Here is a 19,875-nt window from a genome sequence, read left to right as displayed (position 1 = left end):
GAACTTATTTCTTCAAGGCCTCCAATACTTGAGGCATCATAGTACAGATATAATGTTCTTCTTTCGCTGTAAAGAAATTGCCATCGACTACGGAATCCTCATCTGTAGCTTGTCCTTTGCTAATGGCAGGTTTAGCCAACGGATGTACCGCGAGCTTCTTTCCTTCCGTGATTCCGGTGAAGTCGAAGAGCATAGCAGCAGCGCAATGTCCAATCATAATCTTACCCTTTTCCCCGAAATTCTTAATCACATCCATTAGATCGATATTGTATTGTTTGCTAGCGTTCTGCTGGAAAACAGGAACCGCATCGCCACAAGCGAATACCATTGCGTCGTATTCATCTTCATGCCCTTTTAAATTAGCGATCACATCGTCTACTGTCAAAGCTATGCCAGAGTTCGTTTTGATCTCTTTTGAATCGGCTACCGCATATACTTTATAAGTAATGCCATTCTCGAAAAATGATTCCAAATATTGGAACAAACCAAATCCATTTACTGGATTTACCGCTAAAACTGCTACTTTCTTTGCCATAATCGTAAATTATTAAGTGATACAATAGTTATTTTTCGTAAGTTTATTACTTTTGTGGTGTAAAAGTAAGTCCCTTTTTTAGAGAAAACAAGAAGGCACTTATAAATAAGGAACTTACATGGATGTAACCATTGTTGAGATTCAAGTAAATAGAAAAGGTTAAAAAATGAAAAACTTTCATCCGACAGGGAATTGCCCCGTAAGAGACGTATTGAGCCGGCTAGGAGATAAATGGTCTATGTTAGTGCTTATCACTTTAAGCGCCAATGGTACCATGCGTTTTAGTGATATCCATAAAACCATCGCGGATGTATCGCAACGTATGCTGACCGTAACTTTGCGCACGTTGGAATCGGATGGTCTGATCGAACGAAAGATCTATGCGGAAGTTCCTCCCCGAGTAGAATACTGCTTAACGGAAAGAGGATTAAGTCTTATTCCCCATATCCAAGGATTGGTGGATTGGGCGTTGCAGCAGATGAGTGGTATTATGGAAAGCCGGGTTTTACATACGTCATGACTTGCTCTGGCATTAATCTATCAGTGAGCTTTTTCTGCAAGAATATCTGCCAGCGACCGTTGGGTTAATTTACTCTCAATCCAAGCAAGGACATCAAATGTCTTTAAAAGTTGGCGTTCATATTTATCTTGTTCGATTTTTTGAATGTCTTTTTGGTATTGTAGCCAGCGTTTATTTCTAGCTTTCTCGTATGATGGAAGCGGATAGCCCTGTATAAACTTGAATATTAACTTTTCTGTGATATAAGTCTGTTTCTCGAAGCGGATGTTTCTTTTGATGGAAATAATTTCGTTCTCAAAGAAATCATAATTGCCTAATTCTGCTTGGAGTAAAAGATTTACCAATCTTGCTATCTTGTAAGAAGGAAATGCGCAAAATAACTTTCCCAAACTAAATATCTTTTTCATGTATTTGCGAGCTTGTACATAATCTTTCGTATACATGCCTAATACAGCGAAGCTTAGATATAACCGTAATTGAGACTCAAGTCCTAATGATGTTACTTTTTTTAGTAATTCATTTTCTTGCTTATCCCTTAGCTCTAAGGCCTGTTCAAAGTTTCCGGCTTGTAACAAGCTATTGGATTTGTAGATATATATCAAGGTTTTCAGATGTAAGATGAATTCAGTGGAGTACTCATTTTGTGTTAATTCTTCTAGTTTAGAAAGGAAAAAGGGAGTTTCATGATATAATCCGGCAATACATAAACTGTCTAAAATACCTTGTATGGCACTTAAATAGTAGATAGGAGGATTTAATATTAAATGTTGGTTGTCGTTAAATAAGTTGATAAGCTCTTGGTAATATCGGATAGCCGATTTATAATTGCCGGAGTTAAGATAATAAGTGGCTTGGAATAGCAAATGTAACTTTTGCGCTTCGAATCCTTGGTAGGAATTGTTTGCGATTAAATGGAGTTCGCTCAATACGAGATCGTTTAAATCCTCTTTTTGTTTGTCGGAACGGATATAGCCTTTGTTAATTAAACGGTGTTTAAGAATATCGTATAGCTGTGTATGTTGATTAAGGGTTCTTGCGTATTTTAATACTTCATTGATTTTCATTTGCTTGTTTACCAGCTGCTTTTCTGAGATTGTTTTAAAATCAAGAGCGCTTAAGTATTTCAGTTCCGTTCTCCGAATCAATAAAAGCAAGGAATCATTTTCATAAGTGATCGCTAATTTTTTTGCTTTATCTAATTCAATGAAAGCTTCATCAAATATTTCTCGTTCGAATAATACGCCAGCCTTTGATATATAATTGAAAATTCTTGTTTGGACATCCTGTTTTTCTCTTAGTCTAACTAAACATTCTAGAAGTACCCGATATAAATGTTTGACTGCGGTCTCGAAACTCTTCCCGTCTTGAATCTGACAAAAGCGTGTATACAGCTGTTCGGGAGACGTATTAGCGTCTATTAGATTAAAAAGGGTGAGGTATACCTTATCACCGTTTTGAAGGTTTGCGCAAAGATGGAAATATCTTTTCTCAGCTTTTGTCAAGGTGTTGACAAGCATTAATAATATGTATGTGTTATTCATGGACTTTTGATGTTATCAAGTGTTTGATATATAGTGAATATGAGAAATTGTATGATGCAAATATATCGATTTGGGTTTATCTACGATGAAGATTAATTGATGATTTTTATATTTTGGATCTTTTTATATTTGCGACATCGGTGAATGAATTTAAATTAACATGAAATCTGGTGTACCAAGCGGAATATATGATATTTTTGTTAAACGAATGATTAATAAGAGAAAAGCATGAAAGACTTACGGAATCATAATATATTGGTTGTTGGAAGTAGCAATACCGATATGGTCATAAAGACGAATCATCTCCCTCGTCCGGGAGAGACGGTATTAGGCGGAACATTTTTTATGAACCCGGGTGGGAAAGGAGCGAATCAAGCGGTTGCTGTTGCGCGGTTAGGGGGACAGGTTTCATTTATTTGTAAAACAGGTAGTGACATATTTGGACATCAGTCTCAGCAATTATTTGAAGAAGAAGGCATAGATACTTCTTATATTTTCTCAGATTCAAAGAATCCTTCCGGTGTAGCGTTGATTACGGTAGATGCCCATGCTGAGAATTGTATTGTTGTGGCTTCTGGGGCAAATGCGAATTTACTGCCAACAGATTTAGCGAAGGCAGAGGAAGCTATAGAACAAGCCGAGTTGATATTAATGCAGTTAGAAATACCGATGGATACTGTTGAGTTTGTCGCAAAGACAGCTTGGGAGAAAAATAAGCTAGTAATACTAAATCCGGCTCCAGCTCAACCATTGTCGGCTGCGTTACTCCGCCATCTGTATATGATTACCCCGAATGAGACAGAGGCGGAGATGATCTCCGGCGTGAAGATCACGGATGAGGTTTCCGCGGAGAAGGCTGCGCGAGTTATAATGGAGATGGGGGTACAGAACGTAATCATTACTTTAGGTTCAAAAGGAGCTTTGATTTACTGTGATTCCATGGTAGATATGGTTCCTGCGATAAAAGTGGAAGCCGTTGATACTACTGCGGCCGGGGATATTTTCAACGGTGCTTTAACGGTTGCTTTGGCCGAGGGGCGGGATTTAAGGGAAGCCGTGAGATTCGCTTGCAAAGCTTCCGCCATTTCCGTGACTCGTGTGGGAGCGCAATCTTCCGCTCCTTATCGAAATGAGGTAGATATCTTTGATTAATCTAAAAAACAATCTAATATTATGAAACAAACAGTATTTGCGATGATAGCGGCTGCCTCTTTATTTATAGGGGCGATCTCATGTTCCCAACAACCCTCGGCAAAGGATCAAACGACGGTTCCCGCTGAGTTTACGATTAGTAAAGAAAAGTTGATGGATAAGATTAAGGGAGGTTGGGCCGGACAAACCATAGGCTGTACGTATGGCGGTCCGACGGAGTTCAAATATAACGGAACGATGATTCAGGAATACGTACCGATCGTATGGCCGGACGGGTATATCAAATGGTGGTACGAGAATGTTCCCGGATTATACGATGATGTTTATATGGACCTTACGTTCGTGGATGTCTTTGACCGGTTGGGATTGGATGCTCCTGTAGACTCATTCGCCATGGCGTTCGCTACGGCTGGATATACGTTGTGGCATGCTAACCAGTCGGCACGTTATAATATTTTACAAGGGATCATGCCGCCGGCATCCGGTCATTGGCTGAATAACCCGCATGCGGATGATCTTGATTATCAGATCGAGGCGGACTATGCCGGACTGATGTCGCCGGGTATGCCGAATACGGCTTCCGAGATTTCTGATAAGATCGGGCATATCATGAATTATGGAGATGGTTGGTACGGCGGTGTGTATGTCGGGGCGATGTATTCGTTATCGTTTATCTCGGATGATATCGAGTTTATCGTGACTGAGGCATTGAAGACGATACCGGAGCAAAGTATCTATTATAAATGTATGAGCGATGTGATCCGCTGGCATAAGGAATATCCGGACGATTGGAAACGCACTTGGTTTGAATGTGAGAAGAAATGGAGCTCGGATATTGGTTGTCCGGATGGTGTTTTTGTTCCGTTCAATATTGATGCCGTGATCAATAGCGCATACATTCTTATCGGCTTGCTTTATGGTGAGGGAGATTTCTATAAAACATTGGATATCTCTACCCGTTGCGGACAAGACTCGGATTGCAACCCAGCCTCCGCGGGTGGTATCTTAGGAACAATCCTTGGTTATAGCCATATACCGGATTATTGGATGAAGAACTTGAGAGAAGTGGAAAATATGGATTTTGCCTATACGACCATCTCATTGAATAAGACTTACCAAATGGGCTTCGATCAAGCGTTGCAAGTGATAGAGCGCAACGGCGGTTCCGTTTCAGGTGACGAGGTGACGATCAAATGCCAGCAACCTGTAGCCGTTCGTTACGAGAAGGCTTTCGAGGGTATGTATCCGATAGAGAAAGTGGCGGTTAATAAGAATTTGCCCGATGTAGGAGAACTGCCTTTTGAGGGAACAGGCGCCGTATTCAAAGGCTTTGTGAACGCTAAAGATGATAAATACGTAGCGAGAGTAGAGATGTACCTAGATGGGGAGCTGGTTGAGACGGCGAACCTTCCGGCATCCTATACGACTCGTAGGAACGACCTGTTCTGGAAGTATCAGCTGCCCAAGGGAAAACATACGGCTACGTTTAAATGGCTAAATCCACGTAATGATGTCTCCGTTCATTTCAGCGAGATACTGATTTACTCGGATGCTCCGAAAGAGATTGTTCACCAATAAATTATAAAGATTATGAAGAAATCATTGTTTCTGATGGGCTTATTTGCCTTGTTGATTTCCTGTAAGGGAAATGTGTCGAAAAATATTCCTCAAACCGATAAGCCTCAACCGGTAAATCTTATTCTAGATACTGATTTAGGTCCGGACTATGATGATGTGGGCGCTATGGCCTTGATGCATGCCTTGGCGGATAGCGGTCAGGTAAATATCCTTGCGACTCTTTCCTCCAACTATGATGAGCGGGTGGTACCTTGCATTGAGGTGTTGAATACTTATTTCAACCGTCCGGACATACCGGTAGGGGCACCAAAGAGCGAACCGGGGGCCTCCTTGACTACTTGGCATAAAACGAAGTGGACAGACGAGTTACCCGCTAACTATCCGCATCATACGGCGAAGACTTCCGACGCTCCGGATGCTCTGAAGGTGTACCGTAAGATTCTGAGCGAACAACCGGATACCAGCGTTGTTATTTGTACGATTGGTTTCTTCTCTAATTTAAGGGACTTGCTTCAATCGGGAGCTGATGAATATAGCGATCTCTCCGGAAAGGAATTAGTCGCCAAGAAAGTGAAACGTTTGGTTTCTATGGCGGGCCTGTTTCCGGAAGGAAAAGAATTTAATGTGTATTGCGATGTCCCTGCCTCGAAAGTCGTAGCGGATGAATGGCCTACAGAGATTGTCTTTAGCGGTTTTGAGATCGGGAACGTAATCTTGACCGGAAAGAAACTGGTGCAAATGAACGTGGAGAACAGTCCTGTAAAAGATGCATATGCCCTTTGTTTCGCCGAGGGAGACCCGGAAGGGCGCATGAGCTGGGATCATACGGCGGTATTGATCGCTATAAAAGGTTATGAGCCTTATTTCGATGTAGAGCGAGGAACCTTTCATGTCGTAGATGATGAGGGGACTAACAATTGGGTGGCAAATCCCAATGGCCGTGATCTTCGTTTGATCGAGAAGATGCCGCCTACGGAGGTCGCTTCCTTGATAGAGAATTATATGATGCATCAACCATCTATTAAATAGTATTTTATGTATATCGTACAAGATTATTCTTTAGCTGTCATATTCTGTGTCGTTACGATGCTTTGTTGGGGATCGTGGGGGAATACGCAGAAATTAGCCTCCAAGACTTGGAGATATGAGTTCTTCTATTGGGACTACGTGATTGGTGTCTTGCTCCTTTCTCTGATTTCCGGCTTTACCTTGGGCAGCATCGGGACGGAAGGACGCAGTTTCCTGCCGGATTTGGCGCAAGCGAATCTCGCTAGTTTAGGGAGTGCCTTTTTGGGCGGTATTATTTTTAATGCTGCCAATATCTTGTTGTCTGCGGCGATCGCCATTTGCGGATTGTCGGTCGCTTTTCCGGTAGGGATCGGATTGGCCTTGGTGCTAGGCGTATTGGTTAACTATTTCGGGGCGGCGAAGGGGGAACCGACTTATATCTTTATCGGTGTAGCCTTAATCACGGTCGCCATCATCTTGAATGGCCTGGCTTATAAGAAAGCCTTGGTCGGTACCAAGAAAGTATCGGGGAAGGGGATCCTTATATCGGTTGTGGCCGGCGTGATCATGGCCTTTTTCTATCGTTTTGTCGCCGCTTCCATGGACATGGAGAATTTCGCTTCTCCGGCACCCGGGAAGTTGACGCCTTATACCGCCGTATTTGTTTTTGCCATAGGAGTATTTGTTAGTAATTTCTTATTTAACACATTGGCAATGAAACATCCGGTGGAAGGTAAGCCTGTCTCCATATCCGGTTATTTTAAAGGAGATATGAGTACGCATCTCGTGGGTGTATTGGGGGGTGTTATCTGGTGTATCGGTCAATCTTTCAGTATGATAGCGTCAGAGAAGGCGGGAGCGGCTATATCTTACGGATTGGGGCAAGGAGCCACGCTAGTCTCCGCTTTATGGGGCATCCTTATCTGGAAAGAGTTCAAGGGAGCGCCAGCCATTTCCAATCGTCTGAATGTCGGGATGTTTATTTTATTCGTGATCGGACTTGGGTTCTTAATTTATGCGGGAGCTTAAATAACGTTATTTTTATTTATTCCGGAAAAAACATTACCTTTGTTCTTGTTTCTTGTTTATGGGAGTTTAATAACGAAAAAAGACGATCTATGAAAGAAGAAGGTGATGTATTCAAAAAGTTCCGTGATTCCTTCAGCAGGATGGAGGGACATTTCCATATACTAGAACAGCGTGTGCCGGTTGAACTTCAGATGGAGTATTTCAAATACTCGGAAAACGTACGGAAGGAAAACCGGCCTCCCCGTCCCTTATCGGAGGATGAGTGCGAGACCCTGTACAACACTTTGTTGACGGAGGAAACCACGGACAAGACCGAGAAGAGATATTTGTTATCTCAATTGGCTACCTCGAAATCCGTCCGTGCGTACCGATTGTTGGAGGAATACACCCAGCATCCGGACCCGGAAGTGACAGATTGGGCCTACATGGCTTTGATGGAGTCTCGTATCTCTTTAGAGTCCGATTTCTCCGACGAGAAACAAATTTATATCTCGACCGGCTTGGGAGGAAAAGGGGAGAAGCTGCGTTTCTATGTCTTGATGACGTCTAAAGGCAAGAAACCTTTCCAAGAATATCAGCGGCAGACAATCGAGCGGGAGTTCGCTTATTATCTGCCGAAAACGGACTGCGAGATCGAGCGTTTGACGATCGGTGAGCAGTATGTGGAGCTGGTGTTCTTGATCCCGGTGCGTACGGATATAAAAGCCACGTTGGACCGGGTGATCAATGAATGTAACCAATACGGCGATTTCCTCTCGAATGTTTTCACGATCACGAATGTCAAGGAATTGACACCCGAGGAGATTTCCGAGATTATAAGTAAGAATGGAGACGATTAAGCAAGCTATTAAGTATGGTGTAGTCGGGTTGAGCAATACCTTGATAACGATGATTGTTATCTGGGTGATGATGAAACTCTTCGGATGCCGGGAAGGTTTATCTAACTTAACGGGATATGTGGCAGGCATATTAAACAGTTTCATCTGGAACAAGCAATGGACTTTCAAGGGAAGTTCCACCGGATGGACGAAAGGGGCAGTTCGGTTCACGATCGCTTTCATTATTTGTTATGCCTTACAGTACGGATTGGTACTGATCTTGAATTCCCGACTTACGATCGATCATTACTACAACCACTTGATTGGAATGGCTTTCTATACGGTGATTAATTTTTTAGTAAATAAGTTTTATACCTTTAAAGCTTAAAAGGCATGAAGAAGTTAGCGGTTATAGTCCCGTGTTATAACGAGGAAGCCGTGATCGAGGAATCGTATCGGCGTACGAAAGAGGTCTTGGTAAAGTTGCCGAACCCTACGGAGATTATCTATATAAATGATGGCAGTCAGGATAAGACACGTTCTTTGTTGGATCATATAGCCGCAACCGATCCTCATGTGAAGGTGATTCACTTCTCCCGGAATTTCGGTCATCAACCGGCGGTAACGGCGGGTATCAATAACTGTGACGCTGATTTGGCGATTATCATCGACGCCGATATGCAGGATCCGCCGGAATTGATTCCGGATCTGCTGGAAGTGCAGGAGAGAGAGGATGCCAACGTGGTTTATTGCGTCCGTAAGTCACGGGAAGGGGAGAGTCTTTTCAAGCTGTTCACCTCCAAGGCTTTTTACCGGGTGATGAATTATATGAGCGAGGTCCATTTCCCGCTGGATACAGGAGATTTCCGTTTAGTGGACCGGAAGGTGATGAATGAGTTCGACCGTTTTAAGGAACGGGGAAAATATATCCGTGGCTTGATAAGCTGGGTGGGCTTCCACCAAGTGCCGTTTTATTATGAGCGTGAGGCGCGTATCGCCGGCGAGACGAAATATCCGATTAGTAAGATGCTGAAATTCGCGTCGACGGCAATGCTTTATTTCTCGAAGAAGCCGTTGCGTTTGGCGACGAGTCTCGGGTTTATATCCGTATTGGTCGGTATAATCTTGGCGGTTTGGTTCACGTTGGGCAAGATCTATGGTTTTAGTAACGCCGAGGTTGGCTGGACTTCTATCATGACTTCCATTATCTTCTTTGGAGGTGTACAGTTATTGACGGTCGGCGTGTTAGGGCAATATGTCGGTATCCTCTTTGACGAGATCAAGGCCCGTCCCGAATACATTATTGACGAGAAGAAAAACTATTAAAAAACATCGGAGGCGAAATAAGCCGTTTTTCTATGATCTGAATTCTGTTCCATGATAAATGTCTTTTCATGATATACTTGTGATATGTAACATAAACAATTCGATATCCGGATAGTTTATACATAGAAGAGATTAATAAAACTTATGTGTCATGAAGTATAGAATAGAGAAAGATACCTTAGGTGAGGTGGAAGTGCCGGTGGACGTTTATTATGGGCCGCAAACACAACGGAGCGTGAATAATTTCAAGATCGCCACCGATATTAGCCGGATGCCCAAAGAGGTGATAGAGGCGTTCGCTTACTTGAAAAAAGGAGCGGCTTTGGCTAATAAAGACGCCGGCGTCTTGTCTCCGGAGAAATGCGAGTTGATCGGTAAGGTATGCGACGAGATCTTGGCGGGTAAATTAAATGACTCCTTCCCCTTGATCGTATGGCAAACGGGGAGCGGGACCCAGACGAATATGAATGTCAATGAGGTGATCGCCAACCGGGCACATGTGCTGAGCGGAGGAAAGCTAACGGATAAGGAGAAAGTGCTGCTTCCGAACGATGACGTGAATAAATCGCAATCCTCCAATGATACGTTTCCTTCCGCTATGCATATTGCCGCCTATAAGGTGACTGCGGAGGTGACGATACCGGGATTGGAGAGTCTGTATCGTGCCTTGGCGCTAAAAAGTGAGGAGTTCATGAAGATCGTGAAGATCGGGAGGACTCATTTTATGGATGCCACTCCATTGACATTGGGGCAAGAGTTCAGTGGCTATGCGGCTCAATTGGAATATGGTATACGGAAAGTAAAGGATTCCCTGTCGCATATCTCCGAGTTGGCTTTAGGAGGTACGGCGGTTGGGACTGGTATTAACGCCCCAGTCAATTATGACGAGTGTGTCGCTAAGAAGATATCAGAGTTGACTGGGCTTCCTTTTGTAACCGCTCCGAATAAATTCGAGGCCCTAGCTACCCATGATGCCTTGGTTGAGGCGCATGGAGCCTTGAAATCCGTAGCGGTCAGCTTAATGAAGATCGCGAACGATATACGAATGTTGGGCTCAGGTCCTCGTGCCGGTATCGGTGAGATCCATTTGCCGGAGAACGAGCCGGGTTCCTCCATCATGCCGGGAAAGGTGAATCCTACGCAATGCGAGTCATTGACGATGCTCGCCGCTCAAGTAATGGGTAACGACGTGACAATCTCGATAGCCGGCTCCAACGGGCAGTTCGAGTTGAACGTATTTAAGCCGGTGATTATCTCGAACTTCTTGCAAAGCGCCCGCTTGATTGGTGACGGTTGCCTGAATTTCAGTGAACGTTGCGTAAAAGGCATTACCCCGGTGAACGAAAACATCAAACGCCATCTGGATAGCTCCTTAATGCTGGTTACCGCCTTGAATCCGAAAATAGGATATTACAAGGCCGCCGCTATCGCCCAGAAAGCCTATCAAGAAAATAAGACTTTGCGGGAGGCGGCTATCGAGTCCGGTTATGTGACCGCCGAGGAGTTTGATCGTTGGGTAGACCCGTCCAAGATGGTAGGAAAGATTGAGTAGTGTCAAAACTGCTACATCTTCTCCCAAAAATGAAACAAAGAGTTAAGATAATAATGGATATTTTTGTACCGTTATCATTTTAATTCTTTGTATTATGAAGAGCACACGATGTATTTTGTCTATAATCTTAGGGTTGCTGGCCGGATGGTTACCTCTGGGTGCGGTTACCGTATTGAAGAACCTACAGGTTGAGTATCAAACCAATCCACTGGGAATTGATGTCAGTCAGCCACGTTTTAACTGGCAGATGGAGTCCGATCGCTATGGGGCCTGTGGGCAGGCTTATCGGTTATGGGTGGCCGATAGTCCGGAGCAATTAGCTGCCGGGCGTTATATCTATGATTCGGGAAAGGTTCTTTCCGGGGAATCGGTCGGCGTAGTTTATCAAGGAAAAGCATTACAACCTTCCACTCGCTATTATTGGAAAGTTTCCGTATGGGATGAATCGGGAACGGAAATTACCTCCACCGAGCCTGCGTGGTTCGAGACCGGTCTTCTGGGTTCCGGATGGAGTGGCGCCCGTTGGATCGGCTCGTCGGAGACACAACTCTCCAAATATCGCTCGCATTATGTGATCGACTATGATGTGCGGGTGGCCGAGGGTAATGATAAAGCCGCATTTGTCTTTGGGGCGAGGGACGCTGATAATTATGTGTCTGCTGAACTGGACTTGAATGGTTCGGGGGACGCCCGTTTCATTCTACGCCATACCACGGATGGAAAAACGACGCAAGACGCCTCGGAGAGTCTGGCCTCCATCATCCCAGCCTCGGATAAGCATAAGGCGCATCATATCCGGTTGAAGGTGACGACGGCCCAATATGCCTTGAAATATTTCGTGGATATAGAGATCGATGGAAAGACCTTGGTGAATTCCTCTTTGACTCCCGAGGAGAAAGAACGGAAGAGCCGTGGTGATTTCTGGGGAGGCAAGGAAGGGGCTTTCACCGTGTATCCTTATCCGGATGGAGAGTTGGCTTATCATTGCCGTTTGTACGCGATCGGTTTCCTGCAACCTAAAGGGCAGACCGCTACATTCTCCAACTTGCGTATCAGCGAGGATACGTGGAATACGCTTCTGTACAATCCTGCCGAGACTTATGTGGAGAAAGGGGAGGGAAAGCTCAATGTCTGGTATCCGGGCGAGAACGTATCCGCTCCCATGCTCCGGAAAGCGATAAAGATAGAGAAACCGGTCAAGAGCGCCCGTTTATACGCTACCGCTAGGGGTGTCTACGAGTTCTCGGTGAACGGGCAGAAGGTTGGAAAGGATTATCTGAATCCGGGTTGGACGGATTACCGTTACCGTATCATGTATAATACGTATGATATAACGGATTTGCTACGACCGGGCGATAATGGTATCGGGGCGATGTTGGGCGCCGGATGGTGGAGCGAGCATAGCGGTTTCCTTACCGGTTGGCAGGATCAATACGGAACCCGCCAGTCCTTATTGGGAAAGATCGTGATCGAGTATGCCGACGGTACTCGTGAGACGATCGTTACGAATGATAGCTGGAAATGTTATGACCGGGGACCGATCACTTTTAACGGCCTTCAGAATGGAGAGGAATATGATGCCCGGAAAGAGGTGAACGGCTGGGATGCTCCGGGTTTTGATGACTCGTCATGGAAACCGGCGACCTTATTCGCCGCTCCTCCGGTAAATGTGGAGATCCAAGGATATGTAGGCAGCCCGATACAAAATAATGTGACCCTGACCGCTCAGTCCGTGGTAGAGCCTATCCCCGGCGTCTATGTCTATGATATGGGGCAGAATATGGTCGGTGTTCCCCGTCTGACTTTCAAGGGAAAGGCCGGACAGGAAATCACGATCCGTTTCGGGGAGATGAATTATCCGGAAACGATCCCTACCGAACCTGTCGCCCCGTACACGATCGCGATGTATAAGGAGAAGAAAGGGCAAGTCTATACGGATAATTACCGGAGCGCCCTTTCCACGGATCGTTATATCTTGAAAGGGGATGCGGCGGGTGAGACGTATGAGCCTCGCTTTACGTTCCATGGTTTCCGTTACGTGGAGATTCACGGGTTGGACAAGCCGTTACCCTTGGAGGCGGTGAAAGGGATCGTGCTGGAATCTATCGGTGCGCGGACGAGCGGTTATGAGACATCGGACGAGCGTGTCAACCGTTTGTTTAATAACATCATTTGGGGCCAACGGGGTAATTTCCTGTCGGTTCCGACAGATTGTCCGCAACGGGATGAGCGTATGGGCTGGACAGGGGATGCGCAGGTATTCGCTCGTACGGCTACTTATAATATGAATGTCGATCCGTTTTACACCCGTTGGCTCTACTCGGTCCGGGATAATCAAGGAGATGACGGTAGTTACGCGAACTATATACCCGTAGTCGGTTTCCCGCCTCACGGCGCGGAGGATGGCGGAGGTGCCATGGGATGGATGGAAGCCGGCGTGATCGTACCGTGGCAAATGTATCAACAATACGGAGACGTGCGTATTCTGGAACAGCATTACGCTTCCATGGTCGCTTATATGGATTATTTGGAGCGTCGTGCCATACGCTATGTACAGCCCTTCGGTGGTTTCGGCGATTGGCTGGCTATCGAGCCGACGAATTCCATGTTGACGAACACCGCTTACTCCGCCTACGACGCTTTGATTATGGAGCAGGTAGCGAAACGTTTAGGGAAGGACGCGGACCAAAGGCGTTTCCGTACTTTCTACGAGAACGTGAAGAGGTCTTTTAACGACCTGTTCGTAAACGAGGAAGGACGCACGTTCGCCCCGACGGTGGAATCTATCTTTGGCAAGGATTCGCAAGTAGGTATGTGGCCCGGAACGGCGGCTACCGAGGCGAAAATCGTAGATACGCAGACCTCATACGTGGTTCCTCTCCAGTTCGATCTGTTCAATGAGAAAAACAAACCCTTGGCGATCCGGCATCTGGTAGAGAATATCAAGAAACATAATTATACGCTTACGACTGGCTTTATCGGTACGCCTTACCTGAATTTGGTATTATCCGACAATGGTTATGACGATGTCGCCTATAAATTATTTGAGCAAACCGCCTATCCTTCATGGCTATACCCTGTCCTGCAAGGCGCTACCACGATTTGGGAACGTTGGAATTCCTACACGTTGGTAAATGGCTTCGGCCCTGTGGATATGAACTCTTTCAACCATTATTCGTATGGCGCTATCGAGGAGTGGATGATAGCTTATACCTTGGGTATCCAGCGGGATGAGGAACAACCCGCCTATAAGCACATCATCCTTCAACCCCGTATCGGCGGAACCTTCTCGTTCATCCGGGGTCATTACGATTCCGCCTATGGCCGTATCGAGAGTGGATGGCAAATCCAAAAGAGGGGCTATATATACGAGGCAACCATCCCCGCTAATACGACGGCTATTTTATATCTGCCCGCTAAATCGGAGAAGTCCGTTCGTATGGAGAAAGGGCAGGAGGGTATCACGTCCGTGGGGTTGAAGGATGGGAAGGCTGTGTACCGATTGAGATCGGGGAGCTACCGGATATGTGTGGATTGAATATTTAGAAAATATTTGGCCTTGCATCGGGTGCGCAGTCGAATCTGTGAGAAATGCGGGGCTTACATCGGGCGCGGGGTCGAATCTTGGAGAAATATTTGACCTTGCGCTGGGTGCGCGGTCGAATCTCGGAGAAATGCGGGGTTTACACCGGGTGCGCGGTCGAATCTTGGAGAAATGCGGTGCTTCTCACCCGGTGTAAGGTCAGATTTTGTAAAAACGATAGTGCCCGGCCTTATTAAAATCTGTACATTCGCGCAAAAATAAATAAGAACATTGTTCATGATTGTTTAATTCTAATTAGATCAAGCGAGAATGTCAATACGAAAATCGGATCGCATTATCAGCGTGGAGCACGTATCGAAGTATTTTGGCGAGAAGGCCGTGCTGAATGATGTAAATTTACAGGTCCGCAAGGGCGAGTTTGTAACCATTTTGGGGCCTTCCGGTTGCGGAAAGACTACCCTGTTGCGTTTGATAGCCGGCTTCCAGACGGCCTCCGAGGGCGTTATCACGATGTCCGGGAAGGAGATTACGCAGACGCCGCCGCATAAACGTCCCGTAAATACGGTATTTCAGAAATATGCTTTATTTCCACATCTGAATGTGTACAATAATATCGCCTTTGGCCTGAAGCTGAAGAAACTTCCTTCCGCCACGATCGAGAAGAAAGTGAAACAGGCGTTGAAAATGGTAGGGTTGACAGACTATGAGGATCGGGATGTCGATTCCCTTTCCGGTGGCCAGCAGCAACGTGTGGCGATCGCTCGCGCTATCGTGAATGAGCCGGAGGTGTTATTGCTGGATGAGCCGTTGGCGGCCTTGGACTTGAAGATGCGCAAGGACATGCAAATGGAATTGAAAGAGATGCATAAGTCCTTAGGCATTACGTTCGTGTACGTGACCCACGACCAAGAGGAAGCGCTGACGCTGAGCGACACGATCGTTGTCATGAGCGAGGGAAAGATCCAGCAAATCGGTACCCCGATCGATATTTATAACGAGCCGGTCAATTCGTTCGTCGCTGATTTCATCGGTGAGAGTAACATCTTGAACGGAACGATGATCAAGGATAAGCAAGTCTCTTTCGCCGGTCATGAGTTCGAGTGCGTGGATGAGGGATTCGGGGAGCAAATGCCGGTAGATGTCGTGTTGCGCCCCGAGGATATTTACATCTTCGAGCCGTCGGAGGCGGCGATGCTGACGGGTACGGTAACCTCCTCCATCTTTAAGGGCGTGCATTATGAGATGATGGTGCAAACCCCGAACGGATACGAGTTCATGGTACAGGATTACCACCCGTTCGAGGCGGGTAGCGAGGTCGGGCTTCTTATCAAGCCTTTCGATATCCATGTAATGAAGAAAGAGCGTATTTGCAATACCTTCGAGGGAAAGCTCATCGACGCTACGCATGTGGAATTCCTAGGCTGTACGTTCGAATGCAAGGAGGTAACCGATATAGAGCCAAATACGCCTGTGAAAGTCGAGATCGATTTTAAAGATGTGATCTTGGAGGATAACGAGGAAGACGGTCGCCTGACCGGAGAGGTGAAATTTATCCTCTACAAAGGCAACCATTATCATCTGACCGTGTTTACGGATTGGGACGAGGACATCTTTGTCGATACCAACGATGTTTGGGATGATGGAGACCATGTCGGCATAACGATCGCCCCGGATAAAATTCGAATTATTCATGCTTAAAAAGGGAAGGAAGTGATCAATACGTTTTCTGCATTTTTTATGAGACGAAGGAACTGGACCATTCCTTATGTCCTGTTCTTGGCCATCTTTGTCGTGATACCGCTCCTCCTGATCGTGTATTACGCCTTTACGAATGACGAGGGGATGTTTACCTTCGCCAATTTCCGTAAGTTTATGATCCATCCCGAGGCGATAAACACCTTCGTGTATTCAGTCGGGATCGCTTTGATAACGACCATTCTTTGTCTGCTGCTGGGATATCCGGCCGCTTGGATATTGAGCCAAGCCCGGTTTAATACTTCCCGTACGATGGTCGTTTTGTTTATCCTTCCGATGTGGGTCAATATCTTGATCCGTACGTTGGCTACCGTGGCTTTGTTCGATTTCTTGAATTTCCCGCTGGGAGAGGGGGCCTTGATCTTTGGTATGGTGTACAACTTCCTGCCCTTTATGATCTACCCGATTTATAATACGCTCCAGAAAATGGATCACAGCTTGATAGAGGCGGCGCAAGACTTGGGGGCGAATCCGTCGCAGGTATTTATCAAGGCCGTATTCCCACTATCGATGCCGGGAGTGATGAGCGGTATCATGATGGTGTTTATGCCGACCATCTCTACGTTTGCCATCGCCGAGTTGTTGACGATGAACAATATCAAGCTCTTCGGTACGACCATACAGGAGAATATCAATAACGGTATGTGGAACTACGGGGCGGCGCTTTCTCTTATCATGTTGTTATTAATCGGAATCACGGGATTGTTCAGCAATGAGAGCAGTGATTCGGCGAATGAGGGAGGGCTTATCTGATGGTGAAATATTTAGCTAAGGGATATCTATGGGCTTTGTTATTATTGCTCTACTCGCCAATCTTGATTATCATGATCTTCTCGTTTACGGAGGCGAAAGTACTGGGTAACTGGACCGGGTTCTCCACGAAATTATATAGCTCTCTTTTTGCCGGCAACGTACAACATTCGTTGGTCAGCGCCCTTTGGAATACGTTCGCTATCGCCATGATAGCCGCTACGGTATCTACCTTGTTGGGGAGCGTAGCCGCTATCGGGATCTTTAATTTGAAGGCAAGGGCCCGTAATGCCGTGAGTTTTGTCAATAACATCCCGATGTTGAATCCGGATATCATTACCGGTATTTCCTTGTTCCTGTTGTTTGTCAGCTTAGGGATCTCTCAAGGTTTGACGACGGTCGTGCTGGCGCATATCACGTTCTGTACGCCGTATGTGGTATTAAGCGTCATGCCTCGCTTGAAACAAATGAACCAGAATATCTACGAGGCGGCGTTGGATTTGGGGGCGACTCCGTTTCAGGCCTTGCGGAAGGTGATCTTCCCGGAAATCCGTCCGGGTATGATCAGTGGCTTTATCCTTGCCTTCACGCTGTCTATCGACGATTTCGCCGTGACCATATTTACGATTGGTAATGAGGGCTTGGAAACCCTTTCCACCTTTATCTACGCGGATGCCCGGAAAGGAGGTTTGACCCCGGAGTTGCGTCCCCTCTCAACGATTATATTCGTAACCGTGTTAGTATTGTTGATTGTTATAAATAAACGTGCTGAGAAAGCGAAGCGAGCGTAAATGAAAATGAAGAAATTTATATCGATTCTGTCTGTTTTGGCCCTGCTTATGGGGCTGTTCACTTCTTGCGGGCGCTCGGACGAGGAGAGAAGCAAGATATTGAAGATTTATAACTGGGGAGATTATATCGACGAGGACGTCCTGACGGATTTCCCGAAATGGTATAAGGAACAGACGGGTGAGGAAGTCCGGATTATCTATCAGGTCTTTGATATCAACGAGATCATGTTGACCAAGATCGAGCGGGGACATGAGGATTTTGACTTGATTTGCCCTTCGGAGTATATCCTTGAGCGCATGCTGCGGAAAAATCTCTTGCTACCGATCGACCGTAATTTCGGGAAGACACCGGATTATATCGACAATGTCTCCCCCTATATCCAAAAGGAACTGAATAAGTTAAGTCAGCCGGGCCGTAAGACTACCGACTACGTGGTTCCTTATATGTGGGGAACCGCCGGCCTGTTGTATAATAAAGCCGATGTCTCGAGGGACGAGGTAATGTCGTGGAAATGCCTTTGGGACCCTCGTTTCAGGAATAAGATCTTGATGAAGGATAGTTATCGTGACGCTTATGGAACCGCTATCATATACGCCCATGCGAGGGAATTGGCGAATGGTACGATCACGGTGGAGCAATTGATGAACGATAGCTCCCCGGAAATGATCGCTATCGCCGAGGAATACTTAAAGAAAATGAAACCGAATATCGCCGGTTGGGAGGCCGATTTCGGTAAGGAGATGATGACGAAAGGAAAGGCGTGGCTGAATTTCACTTGGAGCGGCGACGCGGTCTGGGCCATGGAAGAGGCGAGTGCCGTAGGCGTAGATCTGGGGTATGAGGTTCCTTTGGAGGGTAGTAATATCTGGTACGATGGTTGGGCGATCCCTAAATACGCTCGCAACGTGAAGGCCGCCAGTTATTTTATGAACTATCTATGCCGTCCGGACATCGTCAGCCGTAATATGGAAGTGACCGGATATGTCAGCACCGTGGCTACCCCGGAAATATTGGCGGAAAAGATCGATACGACGCTGACCGAGTTCTCGGACGTAAGTTATTTCTTCGGACCGGGAGCGGAGCGTATCCAGATAGACCCGGCTCAATATCCGGACCGGAAGATCGTGGAACGTTGTGCCATGATCCGTGATTTCGGGAACGAGACGGAGGTGGTTCTGGAAATGTGGAGCCGGGTAAAAGGTGACAATCTTAACTCTTGGATTGTTATATTGATATTCGCTGTTTTCGGCTTGTTGTTTGTCTGGGTCGTTTACAAGCGGATCAATCGTTATCAACAGAAAAGACGACATCGCAGACGTCGTAGCTGGTATAAAAAGAAATGATATGGAAGGCATAAAGAACTTGATTATAGACTTGGGCGGTGTGCTTATTAACTTGACTCGCAACCGTTGTATCGAGGCTTTCGAGAATCTGGGCATGGAGAATATCCGGGAACAGATCACGAATAACTATCAACATAAGGACTTGTTTGAGCGATTAGAGTTGGGAACGATTTCGGTGGAACAGTTTCGCGATGATATTCGTGCCTTATCGGGAAAGCCCCTGACGGACGAACAAATCGACACGGCATGGATCGCCATGTTGGGAGACGTCCCGGAAAATAAGTTGCGTCTGCTATTGGAGCTTCGTGAACGCTATAATACGATGCTTCTGAGCAATACGAACGAGCTTCATTGGAAATGGTCCGAAGATACCTATTTCTCTTATCAAGGTCTTTGTGCCCAAGATTTCTTCCATAAGATTTACCTCTCTTACGAATTGCATATGCTGAAGCCGAACGTGGATATTTTTGAGTACGTACTGAAGGACTCGAATCTTTTAGCCGAGGAGACTATGCTGATTGATGACGCTTCCGTGAATTGCCGGGCGGCTGAATTATTGGGAATGAAGTCCTATATGCCGCAGCAAAGGGAGGATTGGTCGCATCTATTCAAATGAAGGCCGGTCATTGTTT

The 19,875-nt window shown here is 46.0% G+C and carries 17 protein-coding genes; 15 read left to right on the top strand and 2 right to left on the bottom strand.

The window, feature by feature from the left end; translation table 11 throughout:
- Positions 1-4: 4 nt before the first annotated feature.
- Positions 5-535, bottom strand: a complete 531-nt coding sequence (locus DW033_RS13210; protein ID WP_005858081.1) for a DJ-1/PfpI family protein — start codon at positions 533-535, stop codon at positions 5-7.
- Between the two features lie 166 nt (positions 536-701).
- Between DW033_RS13210 and DW033_RS13205 the strand changes: the two genes are divergently transcribed.
- On the top strand, positions 702-1,055 hold the full coding sequence (locus DW033_RS13205) for a helix-turn-helix domain-containing protein (protein ID WP_048927806.1): 354 nt from the start codon (positions 702-704) through the stop codon (positions 1,053-1,055).
- Between the two features lie 20 nt (positions 1,056-1,075).
- On the opposite strand, the gene DW033_RS13200 is transcribed toward DW033_RS13205, so the two are convergent.
- Positions 1,076-2,596, bottom strand: coding sequence for a hypothetical protein (locus tag DW033_RS13200; RefSeq protein ID WP_009017153.1), 1,521 nt, complete (start codon positions 2,594-2,596; stop codon positions 1,076-1,078).
- 228 nt (positions 2,597-2,824) lie between these two features.
- Between DW033_RS13200 and rbsK the strand changes: the two genes are divergently transcribed.
- The 14 genes from rbsK (at position 2,825) to DW033_RS13125 (ending at position 19,859) form a co-directional block, all read left to right on the top strand.
- Positions 2,825-3,748 carry a ribokinase gene (gene rbsK, locus DW033_RS13195; protein WP_048927807.1) on the top strand — a complete coding sequence of 308 codons (924 nt, stop codon included), beginning with the start codon at positions 2,825-2,827 and terminating at the stop codon, positions 3,746-3,748.
- A 21-nt stretch (positions 3,749-3,769) separates the two neighbouring features.
- Positions 3,770-5,326 (top strand): ADP-ribosylglycohydrolase family protein, encoded by a 1,557-nt coding sequence (locus DW033_RS13190; RefSeq protein ID WP_005866369.1) that lies wholly within the window; start codon positions 3,770-3,772, stop codon positions 5,324-5,326.
- 12 nt (positions 5,327-5,338) lie between these two features.
- Positions 5,339-6,355 (top strand): nucleoside hydrolase, encoded by a 1,017-nt coding sequence (locus DW033_RS13185; RefSeq protein WP_122382822.1) that lies wholly within the window; start codon positions 5,339-5,341, stop codon positions 6,353-6,355.
- Between the two features lie 6 nt (positions 6,356-6,361).
- Positions 6,362-7,363, top strand: coding sequence for a GRP family sugar transporter (locus DW033_RS13180; RefSeq protein ID WP_008774266.1), 1,002 nt, complete (start codon positions 6,362-6,364; stop codon positions 7,361-7,363).
- A gap of 89 nt (positions 7,364-7,452) precedes the next feature.
- A complete protein-coding gene (locus tag DW033_RS13175; protein WP_005866375.1) occupies positions 7,453-8,202 on the top strand; it encodes a hypothetical protein in 750 nt (249 codons plus the stop codon).
- Complete coding sequence (locus tag DW033_RS13170; RefSeq protein WP_005858065.1) at positions 8,189-8,569, top strand: GtrA family protein; 381 nt, start codon at positions 8,189-8,191, stop codon at positions 8,567-8,569. The genes DW033_RS13175 and DW033_RS13170 overlap by 14 nt, the downstream gene beginning before the upstream one ends.
- A gap of 5 nt (positions 8,570-8,574) precedes the next feature.
- Positions 8,575-9,507 (top strand): glycosyltransferase family 2 protein, encoded by a 933-nt coding sequence (locus DW033_RS13165; protein WP_005866377.1) that lies wholly within the window; start codon positions 8,575-8,577, stop codon positions 9,505-9,507.
- 151 nt (positions 9,508-9,658) lie between these two features.
- Positions 9,659-11,059 (top strand): class II fumarate hydratase, encoded by a 1,401-nt coding sequence (gene fumC / locus DW033_RS13160; RefSeq protein WP_121962255.1) that lies wholly within the window; start codon positions 9,659-9,661, stop codon positions 11,057-11,059.
- 94 nt (positions 11,060-11,153) lie between these two features.
- Positions 11,154-14,597 carry an alpha-L-rhamnosidase gene (locus tag DW033_RS13155; RefSeq protein ID WP_122382821.1) on the top strand — a complete coding sequence of 1,148 codons (3,444 nt, stop codon included), beginning with the start codon at positions 11,154-11,156 and terminating at the stop codon, positions 14,595-14,597.
- 315 nt (positions 14,598-14,912) lie between these two features.
- Positions 14,913-16,301, top strand: a complete 1,389-nt coding sequence (gene potA / locus DW033_RS13145; RefSeq protein WP_121956415.1) for a polyamine ABC transporter ATP-binding protein — start codon at positions 14,913-14,915, stop codon at positions 16,299-16,301.
- A 12-nt stretch (positions 16,302-16,313) separates the two neighbouring features.
- Positions 16,314-17,111, top strand: a complete 798-nt coding sequence (locus DW033_RS13140) for an ABC transporter permease (protein WP_005858055.1) — start codon at positions 16,314-16,316, stop codon at positions 17,109-17,111.
- Positions 17,111-17,899 carry an ABC transporter permease gene (locus tag DW033_RS13135; RefSeq protein WP_005858053.1) on the top strand — a complete coding sequence of 263 codons (789 nt, stop codon included), beginning with the start codon at positions 17,111-17,113 and terminating at the stop codon, positions 17,897-17,899. Before DW033_RS13140 ends, DW033_RS13135 begins: the two co-directional genes overlap by 1 nt.
- A 6-nt stretch (positions 17,900-17,905) precedes the next feature.
- Entirely contained in the window at positions 17,906-19,243 is a 1,338-nt protein-coding gene (locus DW033_RS13130; protein WP_048927860.1) for an ABC transporter substrate-binding protein, read from the top strand.
- 1 nt (position 19,244) lies between these two features.
- Positions 19,245-19,859 carry an HAD family phosphatase gene (locus DW033_RS13125; protein ID WP_122382819.1) on the top strand — a complete coding sequence of 205 codons (615 nt, stop codon included), beginning with the start codon at positions 19,245-19,247 and terminating at the stop codon, positions 19,857-19,859.
- The last annotated feature ends 16 nt before the right edge of the window (positions 19,860-19,875 follow it).

This window comes from Parabacteroides sp. AF39-10AC, from assembly GCF_003635405.1.
Taxonomy (GTDB): domain Bacteria; phylum Bacteroidota; class Bacteroidia; order Bacteroidales; family Tannerellaceae; genus Parabacteroides; species Parabacteroides distasonis.
Note: the sequence above shows the minus strand (reverse complement) of the source record. Positions and strands in the feature narration are given on the sequence as shown.

Excerpts from the sequence above, each read along its gene's own strand:
- potA (WP_121956415.1), top strand. The coding sequence starts at position 14,913 with ATGTCAATACGAAAATCGGATCGCATTATCAGCGTGGAGCACGTATCG.
- DW033_RS13180 (WP_008774266.1), top strand. The coding sequence starts at position 6,362 with ATGTATATCGTACAAGATTATTCTTTAGCTGTCATATTCTGTGTCGTT.
- DW033_RS13170 (WP_005858065.1), top strand. The coding sequence starts at position 8,189 with ATGGAGACGATTAAGCAAGCTATTAAGTATGGTGTAGTCGGGTTGAGC.
- DW033_RS13155 (WP_122382821.1), top strand. The coding sequence starts at position 11,154 with ATGAAGAGCACACGATGTATTTTGTCTATAATCTTAGGGTTGCTGGCC.
- DW033_RS13130 (WP_048927860.1), top strand. The coding sequence starts at position 17,906 with ATGAAGAAATTTATATCGATTCTGTCTGTTTTGGCCCTGCTTATGGGG.
- DW033_RS13185 (WP_122382822.1), top strand. The coding sequence starts at position 5,339 with ATGAAGAAATCATTGTTTCTGATGGGCTTATTTGCCTTGTTGATTTCC.
- DW033_RS13125 (WP_122382819.1), top strand. The coding sequence starts at position 19,245 with ATGGAAGGCATAAAGAACTTGATTATAGACTTGGGCGGTGTGCTTATT.
- DW033_RS13190 (WP_005866369.1), top strand. The coding sequence starts at position 3,770 with ATGAAACAAACAGTATTTGCGATGATAGCGGCTGCCTCTTTATTTATA.
- rbsK (WP_048927807.1), top strand. The coding sequence starts at position 2,825 with ATGAAAGACTTACGGAATCATAATATATTGGTTGTTGGAAGTAGCAAT.
- DW033_RS13200 (WP_009017153.1), bottom strand. The coding sequence starts at position 2,596 with ATGAATAACACATACATATTATTAATGCTTGTCAACACCTTGACAAAA.
- DW033_RS13205 (WP_048927806.1), top strand. The coding sequence starts at position 702 with ATGAAAAACTTTCATCCGACAGGGAATTGCCCCGTAAGAGACGTATTG.
- DW033_RS13175 (WP_005866375.1), top strand. The coding sequence starts at position 7,453 with ATGAAAGAAGAAGGTGATGTATTCAAAAAGTTCCGTGATTCCTTCAGC.
- DW033_RS13210 (WP_005858081.1), bottom strand. The coding sequence starts at position 535 with ATGGCAAAGAAAGTAGCAGTTTTAGCGGTAAATCCAGTAAATGGATTT.
- fumC (WP_121962255.1), top strand. The coding sequence starts at position 9,659 with ATGAAGTATAGAATAGAGAAAGATACCTTAGGTGAGGTGGAAGTGCCG.
- DW033_RS13165 (WP_005866377.1), top strand. The coding sequence starts at position 8,575 with ATGAAGAAGTTAGCGGTTATAGTCCCGTGTTATAACGAGGAAGCCGTG.
- DW033_RS13135 (WP_005858053.1), top strand. The coding sequence starts at position 17,111 with ATGGTGAAATATTTAGCTAAGGGATATCTATGGGCTTTGTTATTATTG.